The following is a 24,322-nucleotide window of genomic DNA, read 5'->3' as shown; positions in this document are numbered from 1 at the left end:
AATTTGCACCAAGAAAATACCCAATATCTATAATATTAATAGTATGAACTCATTCCCGGAAATTCTATCAGATGAAAAGGCTAAGCAAAAACATCCTGATTTTAGAAAAGCATTATTTGATCTTAATCCCAATAATATTACTGCTGAAAACGGTCATCATCTGGTTCGGATTTATACCGATACCAAAGAAATCTCGTATCGGAATAAGATCCTAAAACTACTTTATGATCATACAGATCCGGAACTACAGTCATTCTTTGAAATGGCTTATAAAAAAGAAAGATACCTTGATATGAAAATCTATGCTTTACGTGGATTAGCCCGGTTTTCTAATGAAAAGGAAATTGAAAAACTGGTCAGCAAGTTTAAAATAACTTTAGCAAAACGTGAAGAAACAACGCCTTACAATTACCAGGAATATGAACTCCTGAGAGGGAAGAATGCCTTGCCATTTCTGGTCGGAAAATATGATTATGAGTGTTTCAAAGATCTGCTGGATCAGTTGAATGAACAATATGAAAGAATGCCGGAAGCCTTCAAAGGGCATATCACAACCGATGAATCCGGAGAGATTATCTGTCTGAGAACCGCTGAGGAAAGCTCAAAGATGATCAGAGCCTTTTTTGATCAGCAGAAAATATAAAACCGCATTGAAATTTTTTCAATGCGGTTCATGATAGTCAGTCAGTTTTAATGAAGTGCAGATCCTGTTTAGTCGTTATCGACCCTGATCCATTTTCCATTTTCTATCCCTTCGTAGAAGTGATCATTATGATAAATGACCGCCCCCTGAATATGAGTTTTATTGGTTGGAAGAGTCAGCGTTTCAGGTAAAGCATTGGTATTACGGATCATGAATACATCGCTGTCTTCTTTTACTACAATTCCTGTTCCCGAAATAAGCCTTGTGACTCCTGTATCGGCCGGAGGGTTTGATACCGCTGTCGGATTAAGTTCAGAAAGACGTCTTGCCCCCATCGAAGCCGTACAGCCTCTTAGAATATTATCCATAAGCATCATAACGCCGGGAGTAGGACATTCCGGGTTGATGTTGACGATAATCTCTTTATTGCTGATGACCACAGGACAGGCATTTCCGCTGGCAAACCTGATTCCTTTGAGACGGTAAACAAATGTTCCGGTCTGGTTTTTAGAATGCAGAATTGTTGCTTCACCATTGGCTGCTGAGGCAATATCCTGATCCGGGCCATTATTGATACTGTAGGTGAAAATATAGTTTTGTGCAAGCGAACCTTTAAATTTCACCTGTATATCACCGGTAGCCTGTTTTACAGCACTTGTCACAGAAGAAGAAGTGTTGTCAGCAGGCAACGCAATAGATGAAATTGTAAAATCTTCTGTAATGTTACATCCATCCTGACTATAGGTCACATTTACCCTGTAGGTTCCAGGTTGTGTGAAGGTAACCATACGGCCAGTGCTGATGGCTCCCTGATTCGGAGCATTGGTTTTGGTCCATGTATAAGATGCATTGGTGTCTGTCCCAAACAGGGTAGAGGCATCATACGTTTTGGGAAACTCAGAAGCACAAAGAGTCTTGTTTCCTCCAAAACCAGCTGCCTGTACATCCGTAGGAACAATGGTCAGATTGTTGGTGTTTCCCAGATCCTGGCTGTTTCCGAAAGCACTAACGGAGCGGGAGAAGTTCATATCTCTGATAGAAGCATAGAACATGGTATAGGCTGCCGTTGGATCCAGGTTGATTGTGTTCTGACCTGCTGTGGATCTGATAACGGAAATTCTGTTACATGGCGTTCCTGTCATAAAGAGATTTTCAGTTACCGTCTGATTATTCTCAATTTGGTAAGACCCCGGATTGAAATACAGCGTTTTGTACTTTCCGGCTGAGGCCAATGTACTTACAGAACTGCCGGTAGTGCTTCCCAGGAAAGTTAGTTTATTGAAGTTCCAGATTTTAGTTCCGGTATTTACAGTTCCGTCTTTCCATATGGTAAGATCTCCAAAGTTGAAGGTGTCTGGTGTATTGGCAGTAAGGTAACCTATATCTGCTTTTACTTCAGCGGTATTCAATGTAAGTGGATTGTTTCCGGAATTAATGTAAAAATAAGGACTATAAAAACCATAAAAAGGAAGTGATGCCATATAATAATTAGCCGTTCCTGCACTGTTCGTTCTGGTTCCCGTAATCGCAGACTGTCCGAAATCCAAAACGGGATTGTTATTGATGGTCTGATTCCAGCTGAAATTAAGTAAAGTAATAGGGTAGCTGTTGGTTTTAAAGCCTGCTGCATTATTAAAATTAAGATCACCCTGGTAAGCACTTTTCAGTTCGAAATAATCCTGAGCATTGATATTGAGATGAATATAGGCTCCCTTGGTATCAATATAACGCGTCTGTCCGGCTGAAGTTCCCTGAGCCATAATAATATTTCTGGTAAGCCCATAGCTGTTCAGCGGAATAATGATTTTCAGATTACTTTGTAAAGTAAGATTTCCATATACTGTCAGATAATAAGGATTACCGCCATCAGTACCAAAATCCATTACAGGTTGGCCAGGAGCATTATTAAAAGTAACATTGTTGGCCTTTGAAAGGTTAACTCCTTTAATGATAATTTTATTCAGAGCAGACGTAAAACCGGAGTTCTGGTCAAAGAAGACATTATCCACAGAAGTTGGAATATCACAATTGGTAAGGGCTGTTCCCCCTGAGCTCATCGACCAGTGTTGAGGATCTCTCCATTCTCCCTGTCCGCCGATCCAGTAAAGACTTCTTGGAGCAGAAGTTGTGGTATCCGGAAAGCTGATGCCTGTATTACCTCCAAGATCTGTACCTTTTGATGCCGTATAGGTTTGTCCGCCTGAAGAAGTAATTGCTTTAAACTGTACTCTGTCTATGGTATAGCCGGAAGGGTTGGTACTGTAATTCGGAAGTACAAGCGTTTTAGGTTGAGTATTTGAAGAGGCAAAAGTCAGCCTGTCTATACAATCCCCCAGCATGGCTAGTGATTGGTTTACCTGGAAATTAGCATCTAAGGCAACGTGATTATTCTTTTCGATGGTAAGGTTATTCACATTCATCGCAGCTTTAAAGACCACTGAAGGAAGAGTTTTATCCAGCCTTGAAACAGTTGCAGAGCGGATAATAAAATTATTGATCATTCCCCCCGGAAAATTGAAAGCAATAGGCTGCTCACTTCCTAATCCTGAGGTATTGGTAAATTCTATTTTTTCGAAATAATGATTCAGGTTGTTGAATATTATATCATTTCCGGCGCTGGTATATCCTTTAGCAAGTTTTAAAACACTGTTCGCAGTATTGGTTATGGGCAATGTAGTATTGATTGTAATTCCCGTATTGACAGAAAGATCAGCATTATCCATCAGCAGCTGAGTTCCGTTCAAAGTCATGGAATTGAGCGTGATGACTGTACCGCTTATATCCAGTATATTTCCTGCAATATTACTTTGATTGATAACGGAATTGACAAGATCATACTGAGTGGTACCCCTGTTGATTTTCCATCTGGCATTTCCTGCAAAATTAAATACAGAAGTTGCTCCGTTGGGCGTTATATTTTTAAGACTACCTGAAGGTTTGTTGGCATTAACGAAATTAAACCCGCTAAAATATCCGGCATCATAATATCCGGGATGCAGAACCATATTTCCGTTAACAGATATTTTGTAATAATTGCCATATCCTGCAAAAAGAGACTTTGTATTCGCGGCAAGGCCAGTGAACGTAATATCATTTACAGCAACATCATTGGTAAGAGTTATGCTCGTAATATTTCCAACTATAAATCCTGAATACTGATCAAAAAATACATTATCATTTATAGTAGGAAGACCACAATTGGCTGCTAACCTGGTGCTTGACGGGTCCAGAGACCAGTGGCTAAGATCATTCCAGTTGCCGTTACCACCTTTCCAGTAGAAATTCTTAGGAGCAGGGATGGTGAAATTGATTCCGGAATTGTTGCTGCCATCAATAGAATTACTGGCATTTACAGGCTTAGAACCTGCAACTGGAGTCACATATCCGGCATTGATTCCTGTAATGTTCATACGGTTCAGTTCAATAAAACCGGTTCCGTTGATGTTGTTTCCTAAGATAAGATTATTTCCTCCCTGGCCTGTAAAATTAAGAACCAGATCACAATCTGCCCTATTATAAACAAAACTGTCCGTTACAATCAGTTTTGTAAAAGAATCGAGCATGATAATATTAGAATCCGTATTGATCGCAACATTACTGGCTTTATTGGTAAAGTAAAATCTGAGATCCCCTGCATTTACCTGGAACGTTCCGGTATTCATAAACTGTATATCGCCTATAGCGGTTCCTTCCTTGTAGACTTTGCCAAAAAAGTGATTGATATTTCCAAGGCTATTATAGCGTCCGTTATAGCTTACAGTATATACCGTGGAATTGGGAGCATTAATAGTCTGTTTAGTATTTATATTGAGTGTTGTAGCCCGCAATAAAGCATTGTCGATACTGAAGCTGTTACCTCCCAGCCAGAATTCTCCTGCTTTTATTTTTCTTCCGTCTGCAAAAAAATTAGCTGTCAATGCATTATTGTCGAAGTTGAGTGTTGCAGAAACCTCAAGATCATAAGGGGTAGCAGTGCTGGATGGCAACAAGTAAAAATTATCATTTCCGGAGACAGCCAGTTGATAGATCTTCTGCCCTTCAAAATTCATGTATCGGTTGGTGACAGGATCATTGGCTGTATATTTCAGTATATTGAAGGTCGTATTAGTCCCCATTGCCATATCTTTCTGAAGATAAAGATTCCCATATAGGGTAGCTGTAGCATTGAAAACCGGATTAGAAGAGGCATTATTCCAGTTCATGTTCCGTGCCGAAACCCCTGCGGTACCATTAACGGTATTATTTCCTGGAGTAAAGCCAGAATCCGCATTAAAGATCACATCATCATACATTGTAGGAGTACAGTTGGAAGAAGGTCCTCCCGAAGTGAATGCCCAGTGGGCAGGATCATTCCAGTTTCCGCCACCGCCTATCCAATAGTATGTTTTCGGAGTGATTCCGGGATAAGTAATATTACCCGTATTGTTTCCACCGTTTATTCCTGCCGTTACGGATGCTCCGCCTGTGAGCCTCACGTTAGCAAGATTATATCCTGTAAAAGAGGCAAGTCCATTTCCATTAATAGCCGAAGGTATAATAAGATTAACAGGGTAGGTAGCATCTGCTCCCCCGAATTTTGGAACGGCACCATTACAGGGAGTATTGGTAGTAAGGGTTTGGTTGACCTGAAAATAATTAGGAGCAGGGTTAGGGTTTTGACGGAAATTATACTGTGCACCATTAAGGATAAGATGATTAATATCAAACTGTTGGGCTCTGAAGATGTTGTTTCCTTTACCCAAGGTCAGTTTATTGATTTCATAGCGTGTTCCTGAGAGATCAACAGTTCCGTCACCTGCTACCATATCAGTAGCTTTAAATAAATTGGCCGTAATGGAATAAGCATACACATTGATCTTGTTAATTACAAAATCGTTTCCGCCAATACTGCAGCCTGTGGTTCCTGTTCCTAAAATTTCATCAACTTTCAGGAAGTTTCCCCCGGTTATTTGCATATATCCCGCAATAGCAGGCAGTACGATCTTTTTTATATCCTGTGTGGTTTGAACAATCAGGTTCGAATAAGAAAGGGTAGCTTGTGTAAGATTGACAGAAGCATTCAGGGTAGCAAGATTACCGGTCAGCATTGAAGTTCCCAGCTTAGAAGCGGTGGTAGAACTGTAAACAAATTGCTGAGAAGTGATATTTTTATTATCAGTATCGAGAAAAGCACTTTCACTGACATTAAACTGAAAATAACCGTTGCTGGCAAAACTCTTTACCAGTTTGAAAGATCCATTCCCCTTAAGGTTGATAGAAGAGGTAGAATTGATGTAGACATAATTCGGATCAATCAGGTTATCAGGAATATCGATCAGATTTGGGTTTGGATTGGAGCTGTCAGCGTACAGGTTCATCGTCATATTATATAGAGCTCCTGCATTAGATTTCCATTTCAGATTTCCATAGATGTTGAAGATACTTCCTGCCGGGAAATTTACTTTTCCTGTAAAAGAATCATCAATGATAAAATCTTTACAGGTTGCGGTAGAGGGTATATTAAGGATGGTATTAGAACCACTTGCCGGAAATCCACTTCCTGCATTAAGGTATACATTATCATAGCGTGAAGGAATAATGGTGGCAACCTGGCCTGAAGAAGAACCGATACGCCAGTGATTCAGATCCGTCCAGTTTCCTGCACCGCCTACCCAGTAATAATTGTTCTGGGCAAAAAAGCTCTTGCTGATCAGAAAGAGCAGTACGAGATATAATTTAAATTTCATGTTATTTGAATTACAAAATTGATGATGGACTGAGATGAGTCATCCCAGCCTTAGCTACACTGGATGCGGAATCAGAATATGATCCGGATTCCAGATCTGTTATTTCGTTTTTTTCAGCAGCTGTATCTCTTTCTGTAATTCAGTGATTTTTTTGTCCTGTTCCTGAACTGTTTGTAGCAATAAAGGAATCAACTCATTGTAATTGACGGATTTATAACCTTCATGGTCTGTACTGACGATATTGGGTAATACTTTTTCCACTTCCTGAGCTACCAGACCATATTGGAGCTGTGCATTTCCGCCTTTCTTTTTTCCTTTTTCATTCCAGAAATAGGAGACAGGTCTCAGTTTACCCAACACTTCTCCGGAAGACTGTATGGGGGTGATGTTTTGCTTTAGTCTTTCATCAGAATTATAATCTATGGCACTCGCTTTTACCGTTCCGGCAACATCCAGTTTTGCTGAGGCAGAGGGAGCTGTTCCAATCCCAACACTTCCATTTCCGGAAAAGACAAGGTTCTTACCGTTCAGATCTACATTTCTTGCAGCCAGTGGAGTCGTAATGCTTCCATCTGCAGTATAGATATTAGAGCTTACCATACTTTCCCAGCCATTCCCATTCCAGAAATAATAGCCGGGTTGGGTGATTTTTGAGACTTTTGCAGTAGGAGAGGCAGGAACAGCAGTAGCATAGATCATCAGAGATTCCGTACCTGGCTGTATACTGGCCGTCATGGTCTGGATCTGGTCCCCAGTGAGGCGTGGGATCATCAGACCTTCTGCAGCAGATGTTCCGTCTGTTTTGGCGGTAATGTCTAATGTGGCTTTCGGATTGGGGGTGTTGATTCCTATTCTACCGGCTTGAGAAAACATCAATGAGCTGATAGAGATGCTTCCGATAAGGCATAGCCTGAATAGTGCAGAATGTTCTTTCTGCAAGAAAATAGAGTTTTTCATAGTTTTTTTAATTGCTTTTTATACGGGTATATTAGAACTCTTCCTTAGTGTTAAGAAGATAAGAGTAGTTTTTTTACAACTGTTTTAGAAGTTTCGATTAATTCATTTGAGCGGTAGAGCTGGCTGGTCAGGATGCAACTCTCAAAGAGAAGATAGATATGATCTGATAAAACAGGGTCTTTAAGGTCCTCCATAAAAGCATCTCTTAAAGTCTTCTTATGATTCCGGATCACATTGTGAATCTCTACCTTTTCATTAGGTATTTCAGATAATATATTCAGAAAACTGCACCCTCTGAAGTCTTCCTTTTCATTCATATAGATCAGAAAATCAAATGATTTCAGGAATTTTTCCTCAAGGGTCTTTGCTCCGGATATAAAACTTTCCAGCTCAGATACCCAATAAGCGTATCTTTTATCAAGAAATTCGATACACAGATCATCTTTTGACCTGAAGTGCTGGTAAAAGCTTGCCTTTGATACCTCAGCATCTTCAATGATCTGATTGATACCCGTGCTGTTATAGCCCTGTCTGTGGAACAGGACCATTGCGGTACTTAATATTCTTTCACGAGGCTTACGCATTGGTTAAATGTTTTTTGCAAATTTAAATAAAATATGAACAGACTGGTATGTTTGTTAAGAAAATCTTAAAATAATTATTTATTTAAATAAAATCAATAAGGAAACACTCTAAAATTTAGCTGTTGTTGACCTCTTTTATAAAATAATTTCGAATTAATTAATAGGAGAAATATCGAAATAAGCCTAAAGAATTGAAGAATAAAACTCAGGATTTAATTGTGTTGACAGACAGTTTGCAATATTGATTTCTATTGGGCAATGATTGCCTTTTACAGGTTTTCCGATAAAAGACTGTTACCGGTGACGTATATTGTTTGTGAATAGCGTAAGATGTGTTGTACGGTGAAAAGCTCCTGTTCAACAGAAGATTCATTTCAGAAGACGGTTTTCTATGATCAGTTTTAAAACTAAAAAATAAGACAGCCTATACAAATCCTCTTGCGTAATAAAGCTGTATAAGGAAAAACAACAGGGTAAAGAACCATACAATATAAGGGTGATAACGGAAATTTTCTTTCAGAATATAATGCAGAGCCCTGAATAATTGTATCAGGCCAATAAACATGATCACAAAAAATAAGACGAAAATCATGAAGAATATATAATCCCTGGATGAATAATCCCCGGAGCTTGCTATTTTGTCAATATGATCCAGATAGGAATTTACATCCACAGTCTGCCCAAGAAACATGGCAGAAAGGATCAGTATAAAAAATGGAGTGGAGGTATAGACGGTAGTGTATATAAATGAAAATAATAAAGTACGGAAAGTTACCGTATTCACTTTTTCTTTTTTGTACCACAACAAGATCACACTGAAGGCAACAGCTGTAAAATTATTGACCAGAAATATAAACAGCGCTTTTTCTACCATACTCAATCCCTTGATCCTGGAAATGAAATTCTGTTCTCCGCCGTAATCCATGAGGAGTACAGAAACAATGACAGATGTATAAACAGAAAGCTTGATTGGGGACAGGTAATCCCGGAAGCGCTCCGTTTCTTCCTTTTCCATTTCGTGTACAGAAAGGTCATAACAACGGTAAGGGTTCTGAAACAATTTGAAAATCGTCACAGGAACCAGCAGAATCTCAATGATGATCTGCAGGCAAAGCTTCTCGAAGCTGTCAATCAGTTTTTCGAACATATACAGAGTATTAAGGGAACGGGTTCAATATGCAATTTAAATAAATTTTAGATGGTATATAAAAATGCACGGGTTAATTTTGAAAAGTATTTTACAAAAAAAATCAGGATAGAAAATGATCTGTCCTGATTCTAATGGGTATATTCTTTATATTACTTCGGAAGTCCCTTTTTCAAAGCAATATTGGCTTTTTCTACGGCTTTTCTTTCCTTCCAGTCCATATATCTTTTTTTGTACCGGCCTTTCATAAAATTGTCAAAATTACGCTGAACGGCAAGGTTCCAGAGAGAATGTGCTTTTACAGCCCAGCTTTTATCCCAGGCACGAAGAGAGATAGAGAATGATCCGTCAAGATATTTCATCCAGTGCCACCAGCCGGTTGGCATAAACAGGGTATCTCCATGCTCCAGGAAACATTCAATTCCTTCAATTCCGTCCAGTGCAGGGAATTTTTCAAAATCCGGATTGGCGATGTCATAATCTTCCAGAGCATAGGTTGCATAGGGAAGTTTATACAAGCGGGTTTTCCATTTGTATTCAAACAGAAGAACATGCTTTCTGCCGTTGAAATGGGTATGGAAAATATGAGGCATATCAATATCGTAGTGAAGGAACGTTACAGAACCTTTACCTCCAAAAAACATACTCGGGTATTTATCCAGGAATCCTCCCATCAGATTTTTGGGCGGGATATAATCATCCAGTAATTTAGGAGCAAATTTAATAGGGTCGAAAAAAAAGATCCTGAGGTCTGTAGGCTCTCGTTGAATAAGGTCTACATAGTCGCAGAAAGGCATTTTTGTGGTCGGAGTATTGATCGGAGCCGCAGGATCAGCTTTAGAACTGTCATATAAAGGCACTTCTACATCACCCACTACTTCTTTCATGTACTCCATTGTCCACTTTTGATATGCAGGCCACTTTCTTGCCATGTTTTTGATGACTACTGGTTTGCATGGCTTTAGGTACTTTTCACGGAAGTCTTCTTGTGAAATGTCATCTACAATATCAATAGGTTTAAGGAGTATTCCCATTCGGTTCAAATTATTAGGCTAAAGTATTAAATATTTGTGATAATAAACGGTAAGAATTTAAATTATTTGGAATTATTTTAAATAAAAGATAAAATGATGGACAGAAGGGATGGAATGAAGCCATAGCACGATGAATTTCTGCTTATCAATACCTTTTTCAAAAAAAGAACCTTATTTGTAAATGATATGAATTCTGCGTATAATTGCTGCTGTTAAAACTGACTATGAAACGGATCACAACTATTATTCTTTCCCTTGTATTTGCAGGGATTTCTGCCCAAAAATCAAAAACAATTTTTACCTCCGATATAGACAACTTCTGGAACGCTTATGACCAGATCAAAAAAACAGACGATTTTTCTAAAAAGCTGAACCTGATCAATACCCTTTATATTGATAAAGGAACTCAGGGCCTTAAGGCATTTATGAAAGCCAGAGACTATAACGATACTGTTTATGTAAAGGCTATTGATGAATACCCGAAATTCTGGAACTCCATCAGACCCAATACGCTGACCATTAAAAAGAGACTTGGAGATTTTAATAATGCTGTCACCCGGCTGAAACAGCTTTATCCGGGGCTAAAAGAAGCGGGGATGTACTTTACGATCGGAGGACTTCGTGCAGGAGGAACTACAGAAGGAAATATGGTACTGGTAGGTGCTGAAATAGGAACCGGTACACCGGCTACAGATGTTTCAGAACTGAAAGAAGACTGGCTGAAAGCACTTTTTGCGGGACAGTCGCTGGATAATATTGTGTTTTTAAATGTGCATGAATACATTCATACCCAGCAGCATGGAAAGAGCAATACCGTTCTTGGGTATTCCATCAAAGAGGGATCTTGTGATTTTATTGCTGAATTGGTCTTGAATAAGCCGCTGCAAACGAAATACCGCTCCTATGGAGAAGCTCATGCTGTAGAAGTAAAAGATCGGTTTAAAAAAGAAATGTTTACCAATAATTTTTCCAACTGGCTGCATAACGGGCAGAAGAAAGGAGAAAGTGCAGATTTAGGCTATTATGTAGGTTATGAAATCTGTAAATCTTATTATCAGCAGGCAAAAGATAAAAAGCAGGCAGTGAAAGATATTATCGAGCTGAATTATGATGATGATAAAGCGGTGGAAGACTTCCTGAATCAATCAAAGTTTTTCAACGAAAAAATCGATAAAGAGAAACTTATCGCAGAATATATGTATGTGGCAAAAACTGATCCTGCCAACGGAGCAACAGATGTGAATCCGGATACCAAAGAGATAAAGATCACCTTTTCAAAAGAAATAATTCCCAATAAATATTCTATAAGCCTTTCCGATAAAGGAAAAGAGAACTTTCCTATTACAAAAATAGTAGGCCTGGAAAACAATAATAAAACGCTGGTTCTGTCAATGGATCTGAAGCCGGATAAAGAATATGAATTTGTTCTCACGAATAAAACCTTTGAATCTAAAGACGGCTACCCGTTGAAAGATGAAAAATTTATTGTGAAATTTAAAACAAAACCTCAATAAAATCTATAAAGCTATACATCAAGGTAGAAAATTGAAATAATACATGAAATATACGGAAGATATTATCATAATACTTGACAGTATTCTGGATGATTATTATTTTCTTTGGGAATGTTTCCAGGATTATCAGCAATATAAAGAGTCTGAGGAAAGTTTGTTTATTTCTTTTTCAGGAGCTTTACAGGAAGCTTATGATCATAAGCTTTTTAATTTTTTCGAGGGAGAAAACTTTAACGGAGATGAAATTTTGATCGCAGAGTTTTCATTAACAGATACGAACATACAAGAACTGTTAGATTGGAATAATGGAACAGAGACAAAAATACGTATAGCCGTTTCTGAACTGGGAGCTGCATTTTTAGATCATAATAGATAAAGACTTTTTACATGACGGAATATGTATTAATAATATGACGTTATGACTGTCTTGCCGGGAAGATATAATCCGGAAGTTTGTATCAGCGTACCTGTAGTAAGCGATTCAATTCTTATATTTGATCTATGAAAACAGGTTTACTTGCATTATCTTTTGCTGTTCTCAGCAGTGGTTATTACGCACAGACGAAAATTCAGCCCAAATTGGAATCCGGTGTTTCCTATGAGCTGGCTCAATTCAGAAAGAGTTCATTAAACAATATTAAATATCAGCTGGACCTGAAAATTCCTGAAAGTAAATCAGAAAGAATTGAGGGAACTGAGATCCTGTCATTCGATTATAAAAAACAAAATCAGGCTCCGCTGTTGATCGATTTTAAAGAAGAACCGGCTTCCCTGATCTCAGTTACGGTGAATGGAAAGACCATAAAACCGATGCTGGAAAATGAGCACATCATCATTGAGGCTCAATACCTGAAATCAGGGTTCAATCAGGTAGATTTTACTTTTCTTGCCGGAAATGCAGCCCTGAACAGAAGAGACGGCTATCTGTATACCTTATTTGTTCCTGATCGTGCACGAACCATGTTCCCGTGTTTTGATCAGCCGAACCTGAAAGCAAAATATTCACTGACTTTAACGGTTCCTGAAAAATGGAACGCTATTGCCAATGGAAAACTTAAAAATACAAGTGTAGAACAAGGAAAAAAGATTCTTCATTTTGACACTTCAGACATCATCCCAACTTATCTGTTTTCTTTTGCTGCAGGAGATTTTAAAGCCTTTACAGAAAAGATTGAGCAACAGGATTCAAGAATTTTATACCGTGAAACAGACTCCGTAAAGATCAAAAACAGTATGGATTCTATTTTCACGCTGTACAGAAATTCTCTTGATTATTTTGAAAAATGGACAAAAATTCCCCACCCGTTTCAAAAGCATGGAATGGTTGCCGTTCCGGATTTTCAGTTTGGAGGAATGGAACACCCGGGGGCAATCTTATTTCAGAATTCCACTTTATTTTTAGATAAAAACGCAACCCAGAATCAGCTGAATAATCGTTCCAACCTTATTGCCCATGAGGTGGCCCACCTTTGGTTTGGAGATATGGTGACGATGGATTGGTTCAATGATGTGTGGATGAAAGAGGTTTTTGCCAACTTTATGGCAGATAAAAGTACAGGGGCAGCTTCTGACAAAAGTGTGTATGATCTTAAATTTTTAACGACCCATTTTCCTGCCGCTTATTCAGTAGACCGTACTTTGGGCGCTAACCCGATCAGACAGGTTCTGGATAATCTGCAAAATGCAGGAATGATGTACGGACCCATTATTTACAGCAAAGCACCTATCATGATGCGCCAGCTGGAACTGCTGACCGGAGAAGAAAATTTCCGCAAGGGAATAGGGGAATATCTTAAGAAATATGCTTACAGCAATGCAACCTGGCCGGATCTTATTGAGATTCTGGACCGTCATACGGATAAAGACCTGCAAAGCTGGAACAAAGTCTGGGTAAATGATCCCGGAAGACCTATCGTAGACTATACTGTAAAATATAAAGGTGATAAGATTGACAACTTTACCATCACCCAGCGTCCGGAATATGGAAAAGAACAGAAATCCTGGCCTCAGGAATTTGACATCAGTTTATTCTATCCTGACAGTATTGAAAAGGTAAAAGTAAAATTGTCCGGGATACAGCAGGAAATTCCGGAACTGAAAGGAAAAGCAAAACCTCTTTTCGTTCTTCAGAATTCATCAGGGATAGGATATGGGGTATTCAGCATCGATAAGGCTGTCACGACAGATTTTTCATTGATCAAAGATCCTGTAAGCCGTGCCAGTGCTTATATTTCGTTGTATGAGAATATGTTGGGAGGATCGGGAATGACTCCACAGGAAGTATTGCATTTCTTTACAGGTCAGCTCCCAAAAGAGACTACAGAACTAAATCTTCGCCTTATTGCCGGTTATATTTCTACCATCTATTGGGAATTTTTAGCTGAAGATAAAAGGCAGAAAGAATCTGAAAACCTGGAAAATACAATATGGAAAGCATTACAGGAACAGACAGCCAGAAATAATAAGAAAATTTTGTTCGATTGCTATCAGGGAATCTTTCAGACTCAGCAGGCTTATGACAATCTGTATAAGATCTGGAAATCCCAGACACCTCCTCAGGATGTTTCTCTGAATGATGACGATTTCACCAACCTCGCACTTGCCTTATCACTAAGAAACAATGATAATAATGGTCTGTTGCAGGAACAGCTGTTGAGAATCAAAAATCCGGATCGTATCAACCGTTTCAAAATCATTATGAAAGCGGCTTCTTCAGATCAGAAAACCCGTGATGAATTTTTTAACGGGCTTGCTCAGAAACAAAATAGATCCAATGAATCAGCTGTTGGAGCAGCGTTGGTTTACCTGCATCATCCACTGAGGCAGCAGACGTCTGTACAATACCTTCCGAAAACATTAGAATTATTACAGGAAATTCAAAAAACAGGAGATATATTCTTCCCGAATAACTGGCTCAATTCCACATTTGGAAACTATCAGAATCCGAAAGCACTTGAAATCGTCAATCAGTTCCTTTTAAAAAACCCTGACTATAATGCTATTCTGAAAAATAAAATCTTACAGGCCACCGATAATGTAAGAAGAGCTCAGGCGTTAGTAAAATAGAGGCATTGAGAAAGAAATAACTAAATCTCCAAAGAGCCAGACTTTTTTTACACTAACAAAAATTCACTGAAGAATTTATTCGCGCATTCGTGGCAATGATAAATCTTAGCATTTTTGTGTTTTTCCAATCCCAAAAGATCCGGATTACATCGCTCCGGTTTTTGTGACTGACCTGGAAAATAGCTATATTCGGCTTCATAAAAAAAATGATATGCAAGTATATGAAGCGGTTTCTGTGGGACTGTACCTGTTGCTGATGATAGGTATAGGCATATATTCTTATAGAAAATCAACAAGTAATTCGGAGGAATTTTTAATAGGCGGAAGAAAGATGGGAGCCGCAGTAACGGCTTTATCTGCCGGTGCTGCCGATATGAGCGGATGGCTGCTGATGGGAGTTCCGGGAGCAATGTACCTGGCCGGGATTTCCAGCTCATGGATTGCGATAGGGTTAACGATCGGGGCTTATCTCAACTATATTATTGTGGCCCCAAGACTTAGGATTTATACCGAAGTAGCGCAGAATGCCATTACATTACCCGTATTTTTTGAAAACAGGTTTAAAAATAAAAACCATCTTCTGAAGATTACCTCTTCCATCTTTATTCTCGTATTCTTTACCCTTTATACGTCTGCGGGGATGGTATCCGGAGGAAAATTATTCGAGTCGGCCTTCGGGATGGATTATACTTTAGGTTTATTACTGACGAGTGTAGTAGTGGTATTATATACCTTTTTGGGAGGGTTTCTGGCGGTGAGTCTTACCGATTTTGTACAGGGAACCATTATGGTGCTGGCATTGGTGATTGTACCAATTGTAGCCATTACCCAGATTGGAAGTATCGGTGAAACTTTTTCACTCATTGAGGCTAAAGATCCCAAATATCTTGACCTATTCAGAGGAACGACAACGGTAAGCATCCTGTCTTTATTGGCATGGGGACTTGGATATTGCGGACAACCCCATATTCTGGTACGTTTTATGGCAATCGATAAACCGAAAGATCTTGTCAAAGCGAGAAGAATCGGGATTACATGGATGATCTTTACTGTGGCCGGAGCATTGGCGATCGGTCTTGTGGGAATTGCTTATCTGCAGAAATTTGATATGGAAACAATGCTGAAATTCGATGGTTCGAAGACGGAGGCAGAAACCATTTTCATCTATTTCTCCAGAATTCTGTTTCATCCTTTCATTGCCGGATTCCTGCTTACTGCAATTCTGGCTGCTGTAATGAGTACCATTTCTTCCCAATTGCTGGTAACTTCCAGCTCATTGACCGAAGATATTTATAAAGCTTTTCTGAACAAAAAAGCAACTCCAAAACAACTGTTGCTGGCCAGCAGAATTTCTGTTTTGGTAGTAGCGGTGATTGCCGTACTCTTGTCATTGAATCCCAAAGACAGTATCCTTAATCTGGTTGGAAATGCATGGGCTGGCTTTGGTTCAGCATTCGGACCACTGATTCTTCTGTCACTTTTATGGAAAAAATCAACCTGGCAGGGTGGCTTTGCCGGAATGATGGTAGGAGGAATTACGGTGCTGGCATGGGTATATCTTCAACACCCGTTGAAAGACTGGTATGAGATCATTCCAGGGTTTACCCTTTCTCTGCTCACCAACATTATTGTTTCATTGTTTACGTACAAACCTGATGCGTTGATTGAAGGTGAATTTGATGAAATGAAAAAAATCATGCAGGAATAAATAATATTGATATTCTGAATATTTTGACATAAAATAAGCCCTTGCTGTTGAGCGAGGGTTTGTTGTTTTTAGGGTGGCGGGTATGGAAGAATTTATTATTTTTAAAAATTCAATAACCATAGAGAAGATAAGGATGAACAATGATATGTATGTATTCATAGGAGAAGGAGCTTCTTTTCCGGCAGGTATTTTTACCACATTAGAAAAGGCAGAAGAATGGATCAGAACTCATTCATTGAGTGGGATACTCAGCAAATATCCGGTAGATAAAGGACTTTATGACTGGGCTATACAGGAAGATCTTTTTAAGGTTAAAAATGATTACCAGAAAGATTCCAAATTTATCCAAAGGTTTACCTGCGCATCTTCAGACCATTTTCATTTTGAAGAAGGTAAGAGAAGGGAGGCATAAAATCTCAATGAGCAGTTTCCGGCAAATAGCTCATTTTTTTAGCCACGAATCCACGAATAAAAAAGCAGAGAAAAACGAATAATTCTATTATTAATGCGATATGTTGTAATCTTATCTATAGAATGTTTGCCGTGGTAAAAAGAGAAACCCCTTTTGTAAATCTAACAAGATATAATTTGCAGATGTCTTAGAATGTACTCATAAAAAAATATAAGTGCATTCGTGGCTAAATAACTATCTTTAAAGAACCATAAAACTCAAATGAAAAAAGGATTGTTTATTACCGGGGGAATTTTACTGTTTGTTTTCATTCTCTTTTATAATTTCGGTGGGCTGGATGTCTATTTACTCAACAAGATGAATACTTCCGCATTACCGGAAAAATATAAAACGTATCATGACATCAATACCTCTGAACCGATTGTCTTTGGACGGCATGAGATAAAACTGCTGGGGGAGAGTTTTGAACCTATCCAGAGTTTTATAAGCTCAGAAGGAGAGGTAATTGTGGTGACCAGTGAAATTCCTAAGGACAGAAATCCGAAAGAAGTAGAGGAAGACGCAACAATGGGAGGTACCCGTTTTTATCAGGATTTTCATTTTTATAAACTTGACAGGGACGGGAATCTGAAAGATCATTATGTATACAAGCGTACCCGGGCCAACTGGGATGAATTGCTATTTGGGGATTTTATCGTGAATTATGAAAAGAAATATTATAAAACCTGGATTAAAGATGGTGATACAATCCGTAAACCTATGGTGGTTCAGAATGAAGATCTGAAATGGGGAAGAGAAGAGCAGCTCAATCTGTATCATAAGATCGCTGAAGATGCCACAGACTATTTCATAGAAAGCAAAAGCGGTCCGAAAGAGCGGATTACCTATTACATGAATGGAAAATGGTATCAGTTGCATACCAATACCCGGCTTTCCGATAGAAACTATTATTCAGGAAGAAACCCAGGCTATCGTAATAACCTTTTTGGAGAGGCCTTTTGGGGAGATAGGCAACCAGATCCCAACCGCTATCCGAATATCATGCCTGTTTATTTTCAAAGAAAAGAACTTGACAAATCTACCTCCAGTGCTTCAGGAGGCGGTATATCCAATACCTCAAAAAGTTGGGACGGAGACCTGTATTGCCAGCTTTTAATAAAAGGAGATACGCTGAAATTTAAAAAAGCGATGTCATTTAATGAAAACTTTACTACCGAAAAATTTTATAAAGCGAAAGGAGAGGAAATCAGGAAGCTGAAAACCGAATTAGAGCAACAGTATTCTCCTTATTTCTACTTTTCTGATAAAAATCTTAATTTCCAGTTATTTACGACAGATTCGAAAAAACTCTATATTATAAAAATCGTTAAATAATACCTGATCGTTTCTGAATGCGCTTTCAATTCCATATCTTGGCAGGGAGAACATCGGGAACTTTTGAAAAAACTAATCAATCATTTACAATTCAGACTCAGTCAGAGTTTCAGGCTATTAAACCTGAATCCCAGAGCAAGCATACCGGCTTTGCTTTTTTTCGGTCTTCTGATCATGATGAAACTGCCGGAAAACTACTATTATCCACCTTTGTTTTTTATCCTTGTCCTTTTTTTCCATTATGAAAGAAAAGATATTCCTTTTCTGAAAAAAGTTTTTGTTAATCATTGGCGGTGGGTGATCATTCTTGAGTCGGCATGTATTTATAGCATTTTACTGTTGGGAAATATGAACTATCAGGTTGAAAAGACAGGATTACTCTCATTTCTTTTGCTGGCTTTACTCAGCTTTCTCACTCCAAAAGATCAACCTTTGCTGACATTGCAATGGAATTTTATTCCCGATGACCTGTTTGAATGGAAAAGCACTTTCAGAAAAAGTACAATCATGGTAATTTTAGGGTTTATCATGATCCTTGCTTCATCTTATCATCCTGCAACGTTAATTGTGGTAGGTGCTTTTGCTCTGGATTATGTCTCTCATGTGTACGAGCCTAATGAAAACAAAGAAATGCTGGAAATGTATTTCAGAAAATATACCTTTAGAGAGAAATTAAGGAAAAATTCTCTGTTTTTCAATCTGTTGCTTTTGCCCACTTACTGTCTTTTTCTGATCTTAAACCCTACCGAAAGTTTATATGTACTCTATTACTTTACGTTCATGAATCTGTATTTTATGCTGATTCTGACCAGAAAATACAGACAATATGATCATAAAGAAAAGAATAACTACCACAATATGGGAGTTTATCTTGAATACCTTATATGCAGTATGACTGTACTTCCGGCATTACTGCTGCTCAAAAACAATATAAAAGAGGCTGCTCAACATATCAAAACCTATGCTGGAGATTAAAAATATTAATGTAACATTTAAAAATCAAAAAGTTTTAAATGACCTTCACTTATCTATAGAAGAAGGCTGTATATTGGGAATTCTCGGAAAAAACGGGGCAGGGAAGACCACTTTGTTTGAATCCTTGTATCAAAGTCTGAAGTTCTCAGGAAACATCACCTGGAACAATGAACGTCTGCAGCGGAAAATGGTATCTTACCTGGAAACAGAAAATTACTTTTATCCCTATATTACAGGAGAAGAGTATCTTTCCTACTTTGCTTCAGCAAAAGAAACTGAAATCTCGAAGGTCATTGAAAAATTTAACCTTCCCTTGAAAAAATATGTGCAGTATTATTCCAGTGGAATGAAGAAAAAACTGGCTCTTATAGGGATGCTGATGCTGGATAAACCCATCAATATTCTGGATGAACCTTTCAATGGAGTAGACTTTGAAGGAGTACATATTCTGTATGATATTATCAGACAACTTAAATCTGAAAACAAAATCGTTATGATCAGTTCCCATATCATCGAAACCCTCTTTCATACCTGTGATAAAATCGCAGTGCTACAGAACGGTAAGATTGAAAAGATATATGGAAAAGAAGACTTTGATCAGCTAAGTACCCTTAAATTTTGATTTTTTATAATAGTCTTGATGATAGTAATGAAGGTTATACAGACCTCCTTTGCATGAGGTTTTTCTGATGGTACAATGATCCGTTCTTTTTTCATACCTTCACACTGCCTGAAATAAAATAACGGCCTCTATAATGATGAAGCTGAAACTGGGAATATTGGATCAGTCTCCCATCTCAATGGGAAGTAATGCAACAGCGGCATTGCATAATAGTATCAATCTGGCAGTGTTTGCTGAAGAAGCAGGATTCAACAGCCTGATGTATTCGGAACATCATGGAGTAGAAGCTTATGGCAGTTCGAGCCCTGAACTTCTTGCTGCCATTATTCTGAGTAAAACCCAACGGATAAAAGTAGGAACGGGAGGAATCATGATGAGAAATTACTCGGCCTATAAAATTGCAGAATGGACCAAACTATTGGGAAGTCTGTATCCGGAACGCTTTATACTCGGACTGGGAAAGGCCCCCGGAGGACTGAAAGATGCTGTAATGGCACTCAATAATCACAGACCTACGGTTTTATCTAATCTGGAAGTAAAGCTGGAAGAGATTATTCAATTTCTCAAAGAAGAAAAAGGAGTGTATGACGGGCTTATTGCACAACCGAAAAACCTGCAGCATTTACCGGATATTGTCTGGCTGGGTTCTGGGATGACTTCCGCTGAAGAAGCGGCAAGAAACGGAGTAGGCTATTCCTTTGCTGCTTTTATGAACAGGGAAAGCGGAACCGGCATTACAGAAGCTTATTTAGATCAGTTTGATCGTTCTCAGTATGCTTCAGCTCCATTACTACAGGTCGCTGTGGCTGTATCTGTGGCAGATAATATCGAAGAAGCCAGGCAAAACGCTTACGGAATGGCTTATCAGTTTTTACAGTCCCGGCAATTATCCAATCCCGAAGTACTTCTTCCTCCGGAGATGGTGAAGCAAAGGATAAAGTCAGGGGCAGATGAAGAAGCGTTTTTTAAAACTTTAGATCAGATTATTATAGAAACCCCTCAGTCTGTTTATGGAAGACTCCAGAGGGTCGCAGAAAAATACAATACGGATGATCTCCTGATATTGTGTAATATGTATCGGGAGGAAGACCGGATCAATACCTATAAAAGCATTATTAAAAACAATCAATGAGTAGGAGGTAAGCAAATACCTATAACAGAAACAGAAGGATCAATAAATCAATATAAATCCAGGTATTATTCAATAATTCCTGCTGTTTCTCCTATGAAATTAACTTAAACCCATCAAAATAAATCATATGACATATCCGAGATACATCATCACAGGCGGTCCCGGAGCAGGAAAAACAACATTGCTGAACGAACTGCAAAAAATGGGGTTTCTGACGGTACCGGAAGAAGGACGCAGAATCATCAGAGAACAGATTCTTATCAATGGAGAAGGGCTGCCGTGGAAGAATAAAATGCTTTTTGCAAGATTAATGTTTGAAGCTTCCGTAAAGGCCTATCAGGAAATCATTGAAACTGCCGGTCTTCAACCTGTTTTCTTCGATCGGGGAATATGGGATACCATAGGATACCTTAGGCTGGAAAATATGCCTGTCCCTGAAGAAATGGAAATAAAAGCCAGGGAAATGAAGTACCATGATCATGTCTTTATCCTTCCGCCCTGGAAGCAGATTTATGAAAATGATCCGGAGAGAAAGCAAAGCTTCGGAGAAGCGGTTTCAACGTTTAATCATATGAAGGAGATCTATCTGGAAAATAGCTGTCATTTGATTGAAGTGCCTGAAGCTCCGGTAGAAAAAAGAGCTGAATTTATCCTTAGTTTCCTTACAATCAGTTCATCTGAATAAAATATTTGTAATTTGTATCATTCAATTCGTAAAACAATGAATGACAGAATTGCAAAAGAACTAATAGAGCTTGCAGATCATGATCTGGCGATACGGGAAAAATTACTGGCGGCAGGAAAGCTTTCGGGAGGCTATCATCCTGAAATGGAAAGAGTGCATCAGGACAATGCAAAACGGTTGCGTGAGATTATTGCAGAAATTGGATTTCCTACCATTTCAGCAGTAGGCAGAAAGGCAAGCGATGCTGCCTGGCTGATCATCCAGCATTCCATAGGTGAACCGTATTTTATGAAGCTTTGTTATCAAATGATGGAAAAGCATGTCTATGATGTAAATCCTAAAAATAAAGCGTATCTATACGATCGGATCCTGGTTTTTCAGAGCAAACCTCAAAAATACGGTACACAGCTGACAGCGGAAGGAACTCTTTTTCCGGTAGAAAATAAAGAAAATCTGAACCAGGAGCGGATAAAGGTTAATCTTCCCCAGCTCTCACAGGAAGAGATCAACAATATTCCTGAACCGGATCGAATCCCTGAAATAGAAGCTCAGGACAGTGAGTATACCGTTTGGAGAAAGAAAGTAGGATGGATTTAGGAATTTTTATCCCTTCATCACAAAAGAACCAGAACAAAAAGCTCAGGTTCTTTCATGTAGGAAATATAAAATAAAAATTAAGGCTTTAGGTGATACGAAATGACGGATGAAGCTTTAAAAATCAACTATTTAAAAAATGAAATACGCCTCCGCAAAGACTTCTGAGTTCAATAAGAAACATAATGAATAGGTTAGAGTAGGTTAGTCAGTGATCTTTCTCATCAGCATTTCGAGCGGTCCCTGTTTGAATTTTTTGCTCCAAAACTTACTGAAAAGAATGCTTAGAATAAAGAATCCTATAGAATAGAGTAGGATATAAAGCGGTGGTACTGCATTTTTTTCCGGTTGGCCATTTTGAAACAATGCCAATACGATAAGTCCAATGCTGAGGTGTGAAACATAGTGGGTGAGAGTCATCTGTCCTGTTTTCGCCAGATCTGTAGCCCAAGATTTTTCAGAAATATATTGACTGATCAGCATGAATACTGTAATAAGCATCATTCCAAAGCCAATGGTACTGAGAACAAACGGAAGCGTAGGCGGAAGATAATCTGCGTTGATGAATTCTCTCGTTTCAGGATTCAGATTCATAAATGTACTTACATAGCGGAGTCCTTTTATAAATAGATATACAATCAATCCTGTAAAGAAGATGGTACGCAAGGTATTTTTCTCTGTCCAGTCCAGTCTTCCAAGATATAGCCCGAGGGCAAAATAAGCAAACCAAGGGAATATAGGGTTCCAGCCATTATAAAAGGTATTTCTCAGAAAACCGGGAACACTTAGAAAATCAGTATATTCAAAAGTGGCGAAATTCCATCCGGTTTCAAACGGAATGATTAATAATAAGACATGAAAGATCACTATTGCGATAGCGGCCGCCCTCAGATAATATTTTTTATCCATAAAAACCAACAGAGCCCCAATACTCATATATCCTCCATAAAGGTGAAGAATATCTGCAGGCCACCAGAAATAAAAAATCATCCCGAAAAAGAAGAGAAAAGCAGCCCTTTTAAGAATAATATTCCGTAGTCTTCTTCGGTCTTCTGAAGTATATTCCTGAAGACGATTGGTCATTAATGCGACACCCATCCCCGCAAGCATCACAAAAACTGTACTGGAATGTCCACTAAAGAGCACCAGAAACCGGCCAATAACTGAAGGGTCGTCGTGATGCCCCAGAACCATATTGAAATTTACGATAAACATTCCGAAAATGGCGTAAGCACGGGCCAGATCAAACCCAATAATTCTGTTTTTCATACTGCATGATATTTTAGCAGCAAAAATCAGGGATAGAACCGGGTATTCCTTTGACAAAAGTCAAAAAAACAGATGATCTACCGATATTCAAATACTGAATAAAAGAACATTCTTCGTTCGGCTTTGACCTCACGGAGATCGTTTATATTTTCGCCCTGATCCTGCTCAGGGTTTCCAGGGATACTCCCAGATAAGAAGCAATATGGGTAAGTTTAAGATGATGAAAATATTCCGGAGACTTTTTCAGAAGTCCCTCATAGCGCTCTTTAGCACTCAGCGTATGAAAATCAAACAGCCTTTCTTCCAGCCAGAGCGTATACAGTTCTGATAGCAGAATATCATATTCCCTAAGTTGCGGAAATTGTTTCTTTGCAGTTTCAAATGCTGTATAATCTACCGTTTCTGCGGTGACATCCGTAAGACATTCGATGACCTCGTTGCCAGGTCTTTGAAGAATATAGCTTTTAAAAGAAAGAGCTATATCATCTTTAAAGAAAAATTCCGTGGTTATTTCCTTTTTATCTGAAAAGAAAAACTTCCGGGCAACCCCATCCAGGATCAGATAGCTTTTTCTGCATATTTCATTTTGATGCAACAGAATCTCTCCCTTTTTAAACTGCTGGGTGGTGGTAATTTTGTCAAGAATTTCAAGAGTTTCTTTACTGAATCCGGAAATAAGAGTCTGGATTTTCTCAATGTGTTCGGTCATGATGATTTTTTCACGTTCAAACTTATTTAAATTTAATGAGTTTTGAAAGTGTATTATTGCAATGGCAGTGATTCATTAATGCTTGGGGCTCTTTAAGATCCTAGCAATCATAAACCCTACAACATCTAATACGATAGAAGAGTTTGCATGAGGCGGCCGCTCCGAAGGAGC

At 38.6% G+C, this 24,322-nt stretch carries 19 protein-coding genes; 12 read left to right on the top strand and 7 right to left on the bottom strand.

Going from position 1 to position 24,322, the window contains the following annotated elements; translation table 11 throughout:
• The first annotated feature begins 43 nt into the window (after positions 1–43).
• The gene (locus AC106K_RS22500; RefSeq protein WP_482447705.1) at positions 44–643 is read left to right on the top strand and encodes a hypothetical protein; all 600 of its coding nucleotides are present in this window, start codon (positions 44–46) and stop codon (positions 641–643) included.
• Between the two features lie 68 nt (positions 644–711).
• Here the strand turns inward: AC106K_RS22500 and AC106K_RS22495 are convergent, their stop codons facing one another.
• From AC106K_RS22495 to AC106K_RS22475, 5 genes are all read right to left on the bottom strand, one after another.
• Positions 712–6,369 carry a hypothetical protein gene (locus AC106K_RS22495; protein ID WP_482447704.1) on the bottom strand — a complete coding sequence of 1,886 codons (5,658 nt, stop codon included), beginning with the start codon at positions 6,367–6,369 and terminating at the stop codon, positions 712–714.
• 99 nt (positions 6,370–6,468) lie between these two features.
• Positions 6,469–7,326 carry a tail fiber domain-containing protein gene (locus tag AC106K_RS22490; RefSeq protein ID WP_482447703.1) on the bottom strand — a complete coding sequence of 286 codons (858 nt, stop codon included), beginning with the start codon at positions 7,324–7,326 and terminating at the stop codon, positions 6,469–6,471.
• 50 nt (positions 7,327–7,376) lie between these two features.
• On the bottom strand, positions 7,377–7,910 hold the full coding sequence (locus AC106K_RS22485; protein WP_185289572.1) for a TetR/AcrR family transcriptional regulator: 534 nt from the start codon (positions 7,908–7,910) through the stop codon (positions 7,377–7,379).
• A 424-nt stretch (positions 7,911–8,334) separates the two neighbouring features.
• Positions 8,335–9,057, bottom strand: a complete 723-nt coding sequence (locus AC106K_RS22480) for a hypothetical protein (RefSeq protein ID WP_482447702.1) — start codon at positions 9,055–9,057, stop codon at positions 8,335–8,337.
• A 152-nt stretch (positions 9,058–9,209) separates the two neighbouring features.
• Positions 9,210–10,091 carry a cupin-like domain-containing protein gene (locus tag AC106K_RS22475; RefSeq protein WP_482447701.1) on the bottom strand — a complete coding sequence of 294 codons (882 nt, stop codon included), beginning with the start codon at positions 10,089–10,091 and terminating at the stop codon, positions 9,210–9,212.
• A gap of 224 nt (positions 10,092–10,315) precedes the next feature.
• Here AC106K_RS22475 and AC106K_RS22470 point away from each other — a divergent pair, with 224 nt between their 5' ends.
• From AC106K_RS22470 to AC106K_RS22420, 11 genes are all read left to right on the top strand, one after another.
• Entirely contained in the window at positions 10,316–11,605 is a 1,290-nt protein-coding gene (locus AC106K_RS22470) for an Ig-like domain-containing protein (RefSeq protein WP_482447699.1), read from the top strand.
• A 43-nt stretch (positions 11,606–11,648) separates the two neighbouring features.
• A complete protein-coding gene (locus AC106K_RS22465; RefSeq protein ID WP_482447697.1) occupies positions 11,649–11,981 on the top strand; it encodes a hypothetical protein in 333 nt (110 codons plus the stop codon).
• A 125-nt stretch (positions 11,982–12,106) separates the two neighbouring features.
• Positions 12,107–14,671 (top strand): M1 family metallopeptidase, encoded by a 2,565-nt coding sequence (locus AC106K_RS22460; protein ID WP_482447696.1) that lies wholly within the window; start codon positions 12,107–12,109, stop codon positions 14,669–14,671.
• 211 nt (positions 14,672–14,882) lie between these two features.
• Positions 14,883–16,379, top strand: coding sequence for a sodium/proline symporter PutP (gene putP / locus AC106K_RS22455; RefSeq protein ID WP_482447694.1), 1,497 nt, complete (start codon positions 14,883–14,885; stop codon positions 16,377–16,379).
• A gap of 82 nt (positions 16,380–16,461) precedes the next feature.
• On the top strand, positions 16,462–16,791 hold the full coding sequence (locus AC106K_RS22450; protein WP_482447693.1) for a DUF7710 domain-containing protein: 330 nt from the start codon (positions 16,462–16,464) through the stop codon (positions 16,789–16,791).
• 261 nt (positions 16,792–17,052) lie between these two features.
• Positions 17,053–18,165 (top strand): hypothetical protein, encoded by a 1,113-nt coding sequence (locus AC106K_RS22445; RefSeq protein ID WP_482447691.1) that lies wholly within the window; start codon positions 17,053–17,055, stop codon positions 18,163–18,165.
• Between the two features lie 63 nt (positions 18,166–18,228).
• Positions 18,229–19,140: a hypothetical protein gene (locus AC106K_RS22440; RefSeq protein ID WP_482447690.1), complete on the top strand. Its 912-nt coding sequence runs from the start codon at positions 18,229–18,231 to the stop codon at positions 19,138–19,140.
• Positions 19,127–19,762 (top strand): ABC transporter ATP-binding protein, encoded by a 636-nt coding sequence (locus tag AC106K_RS22435; protein ID WP_482447689.1) that lies wholly within the window; start codon positions 19,127–19,129, stop codon positions 19,760–19,762. The genes AC106K_RS22440 and AC106K_RS22435 overlap by 14 nt, the downstream gene beginning before the upstream one ends.
• 133 nt (positions 19,763–19,895) lie before the next feature.
• On the top strand, positions 19,896–20,894 hold the full coding sequence (locus AC106K_RS22430; protein ID WP_482447688.1) for an MsnO8 family LLM class oxidoreductase: 999 nt from the start codon (positions 19,896–19,898) through the stop codon (positions 20,892–20,894).
• Between the two features lie 127 nt (positions 20,895–21,021).
• Positions 21,022–21,579 (top strand): AAA family ATPase, encoded by a 558-nt coding sequence (locus tag AC106K_RS22425; protein ID WP_482447687.1) that lies wholly within the window; start codon positions 21,022–21,024, stop codon positions 21,577–21,579.
• A gap of 36 nt (positions 21,580–21,615) precedes the next feature.
• Entirely contained in the window at positions 21,616–22,176 is a 561-nt protein-coding gene (locus AC106K_RS22420; protein WP_482447686.1) for a DUF6624 domain-containing protein, read from the top strand.
• Between the two features lie 201 nt (positions 22,177–22,377).
• Here AC106K_RS22420 and AC106K_RS22415 read toward each other — a convergent pair whose 3' ends face one another.
• Together AC106K_RS22415 and AC106K_RS22410 are read right to left on the bottom strand one after the other, a co-directional pair.
• Complete coding sequence (locus AC106K_RS22415) at positions 22,378–23,442, bottom strand: DUF418 domain-containing protein (protein ID WP_482447685.1); 1,065 nt, start codon at positions 23,440–23,442, stop codon at positions 22,378–22,380.
• 142 nt (positions 23,443–23,584) lie between these two features.
• Positions 23,585–24,151 (bottom strand): Crp/Fnr family transcriptional regulator, encoded by a 567-nt coding sequence (locus tag AC106K_RS22410; RefSeq protein WP_482447684.1) that lies wholly within the window; start codon positions 24,149–24,151, stop codon positions 23,585–23,587.
• Between the last annotated feature and the right edge of the window lie 171 nt (positions 24,152–24,322).

This window comes from Chryseobacterium sp. FR048, assembly GCF_056844665.1.
Note: the sequence above shows the minus strand (reverse complement) of the source record. Positions and strands in the feature narration are given on the sequence as shown.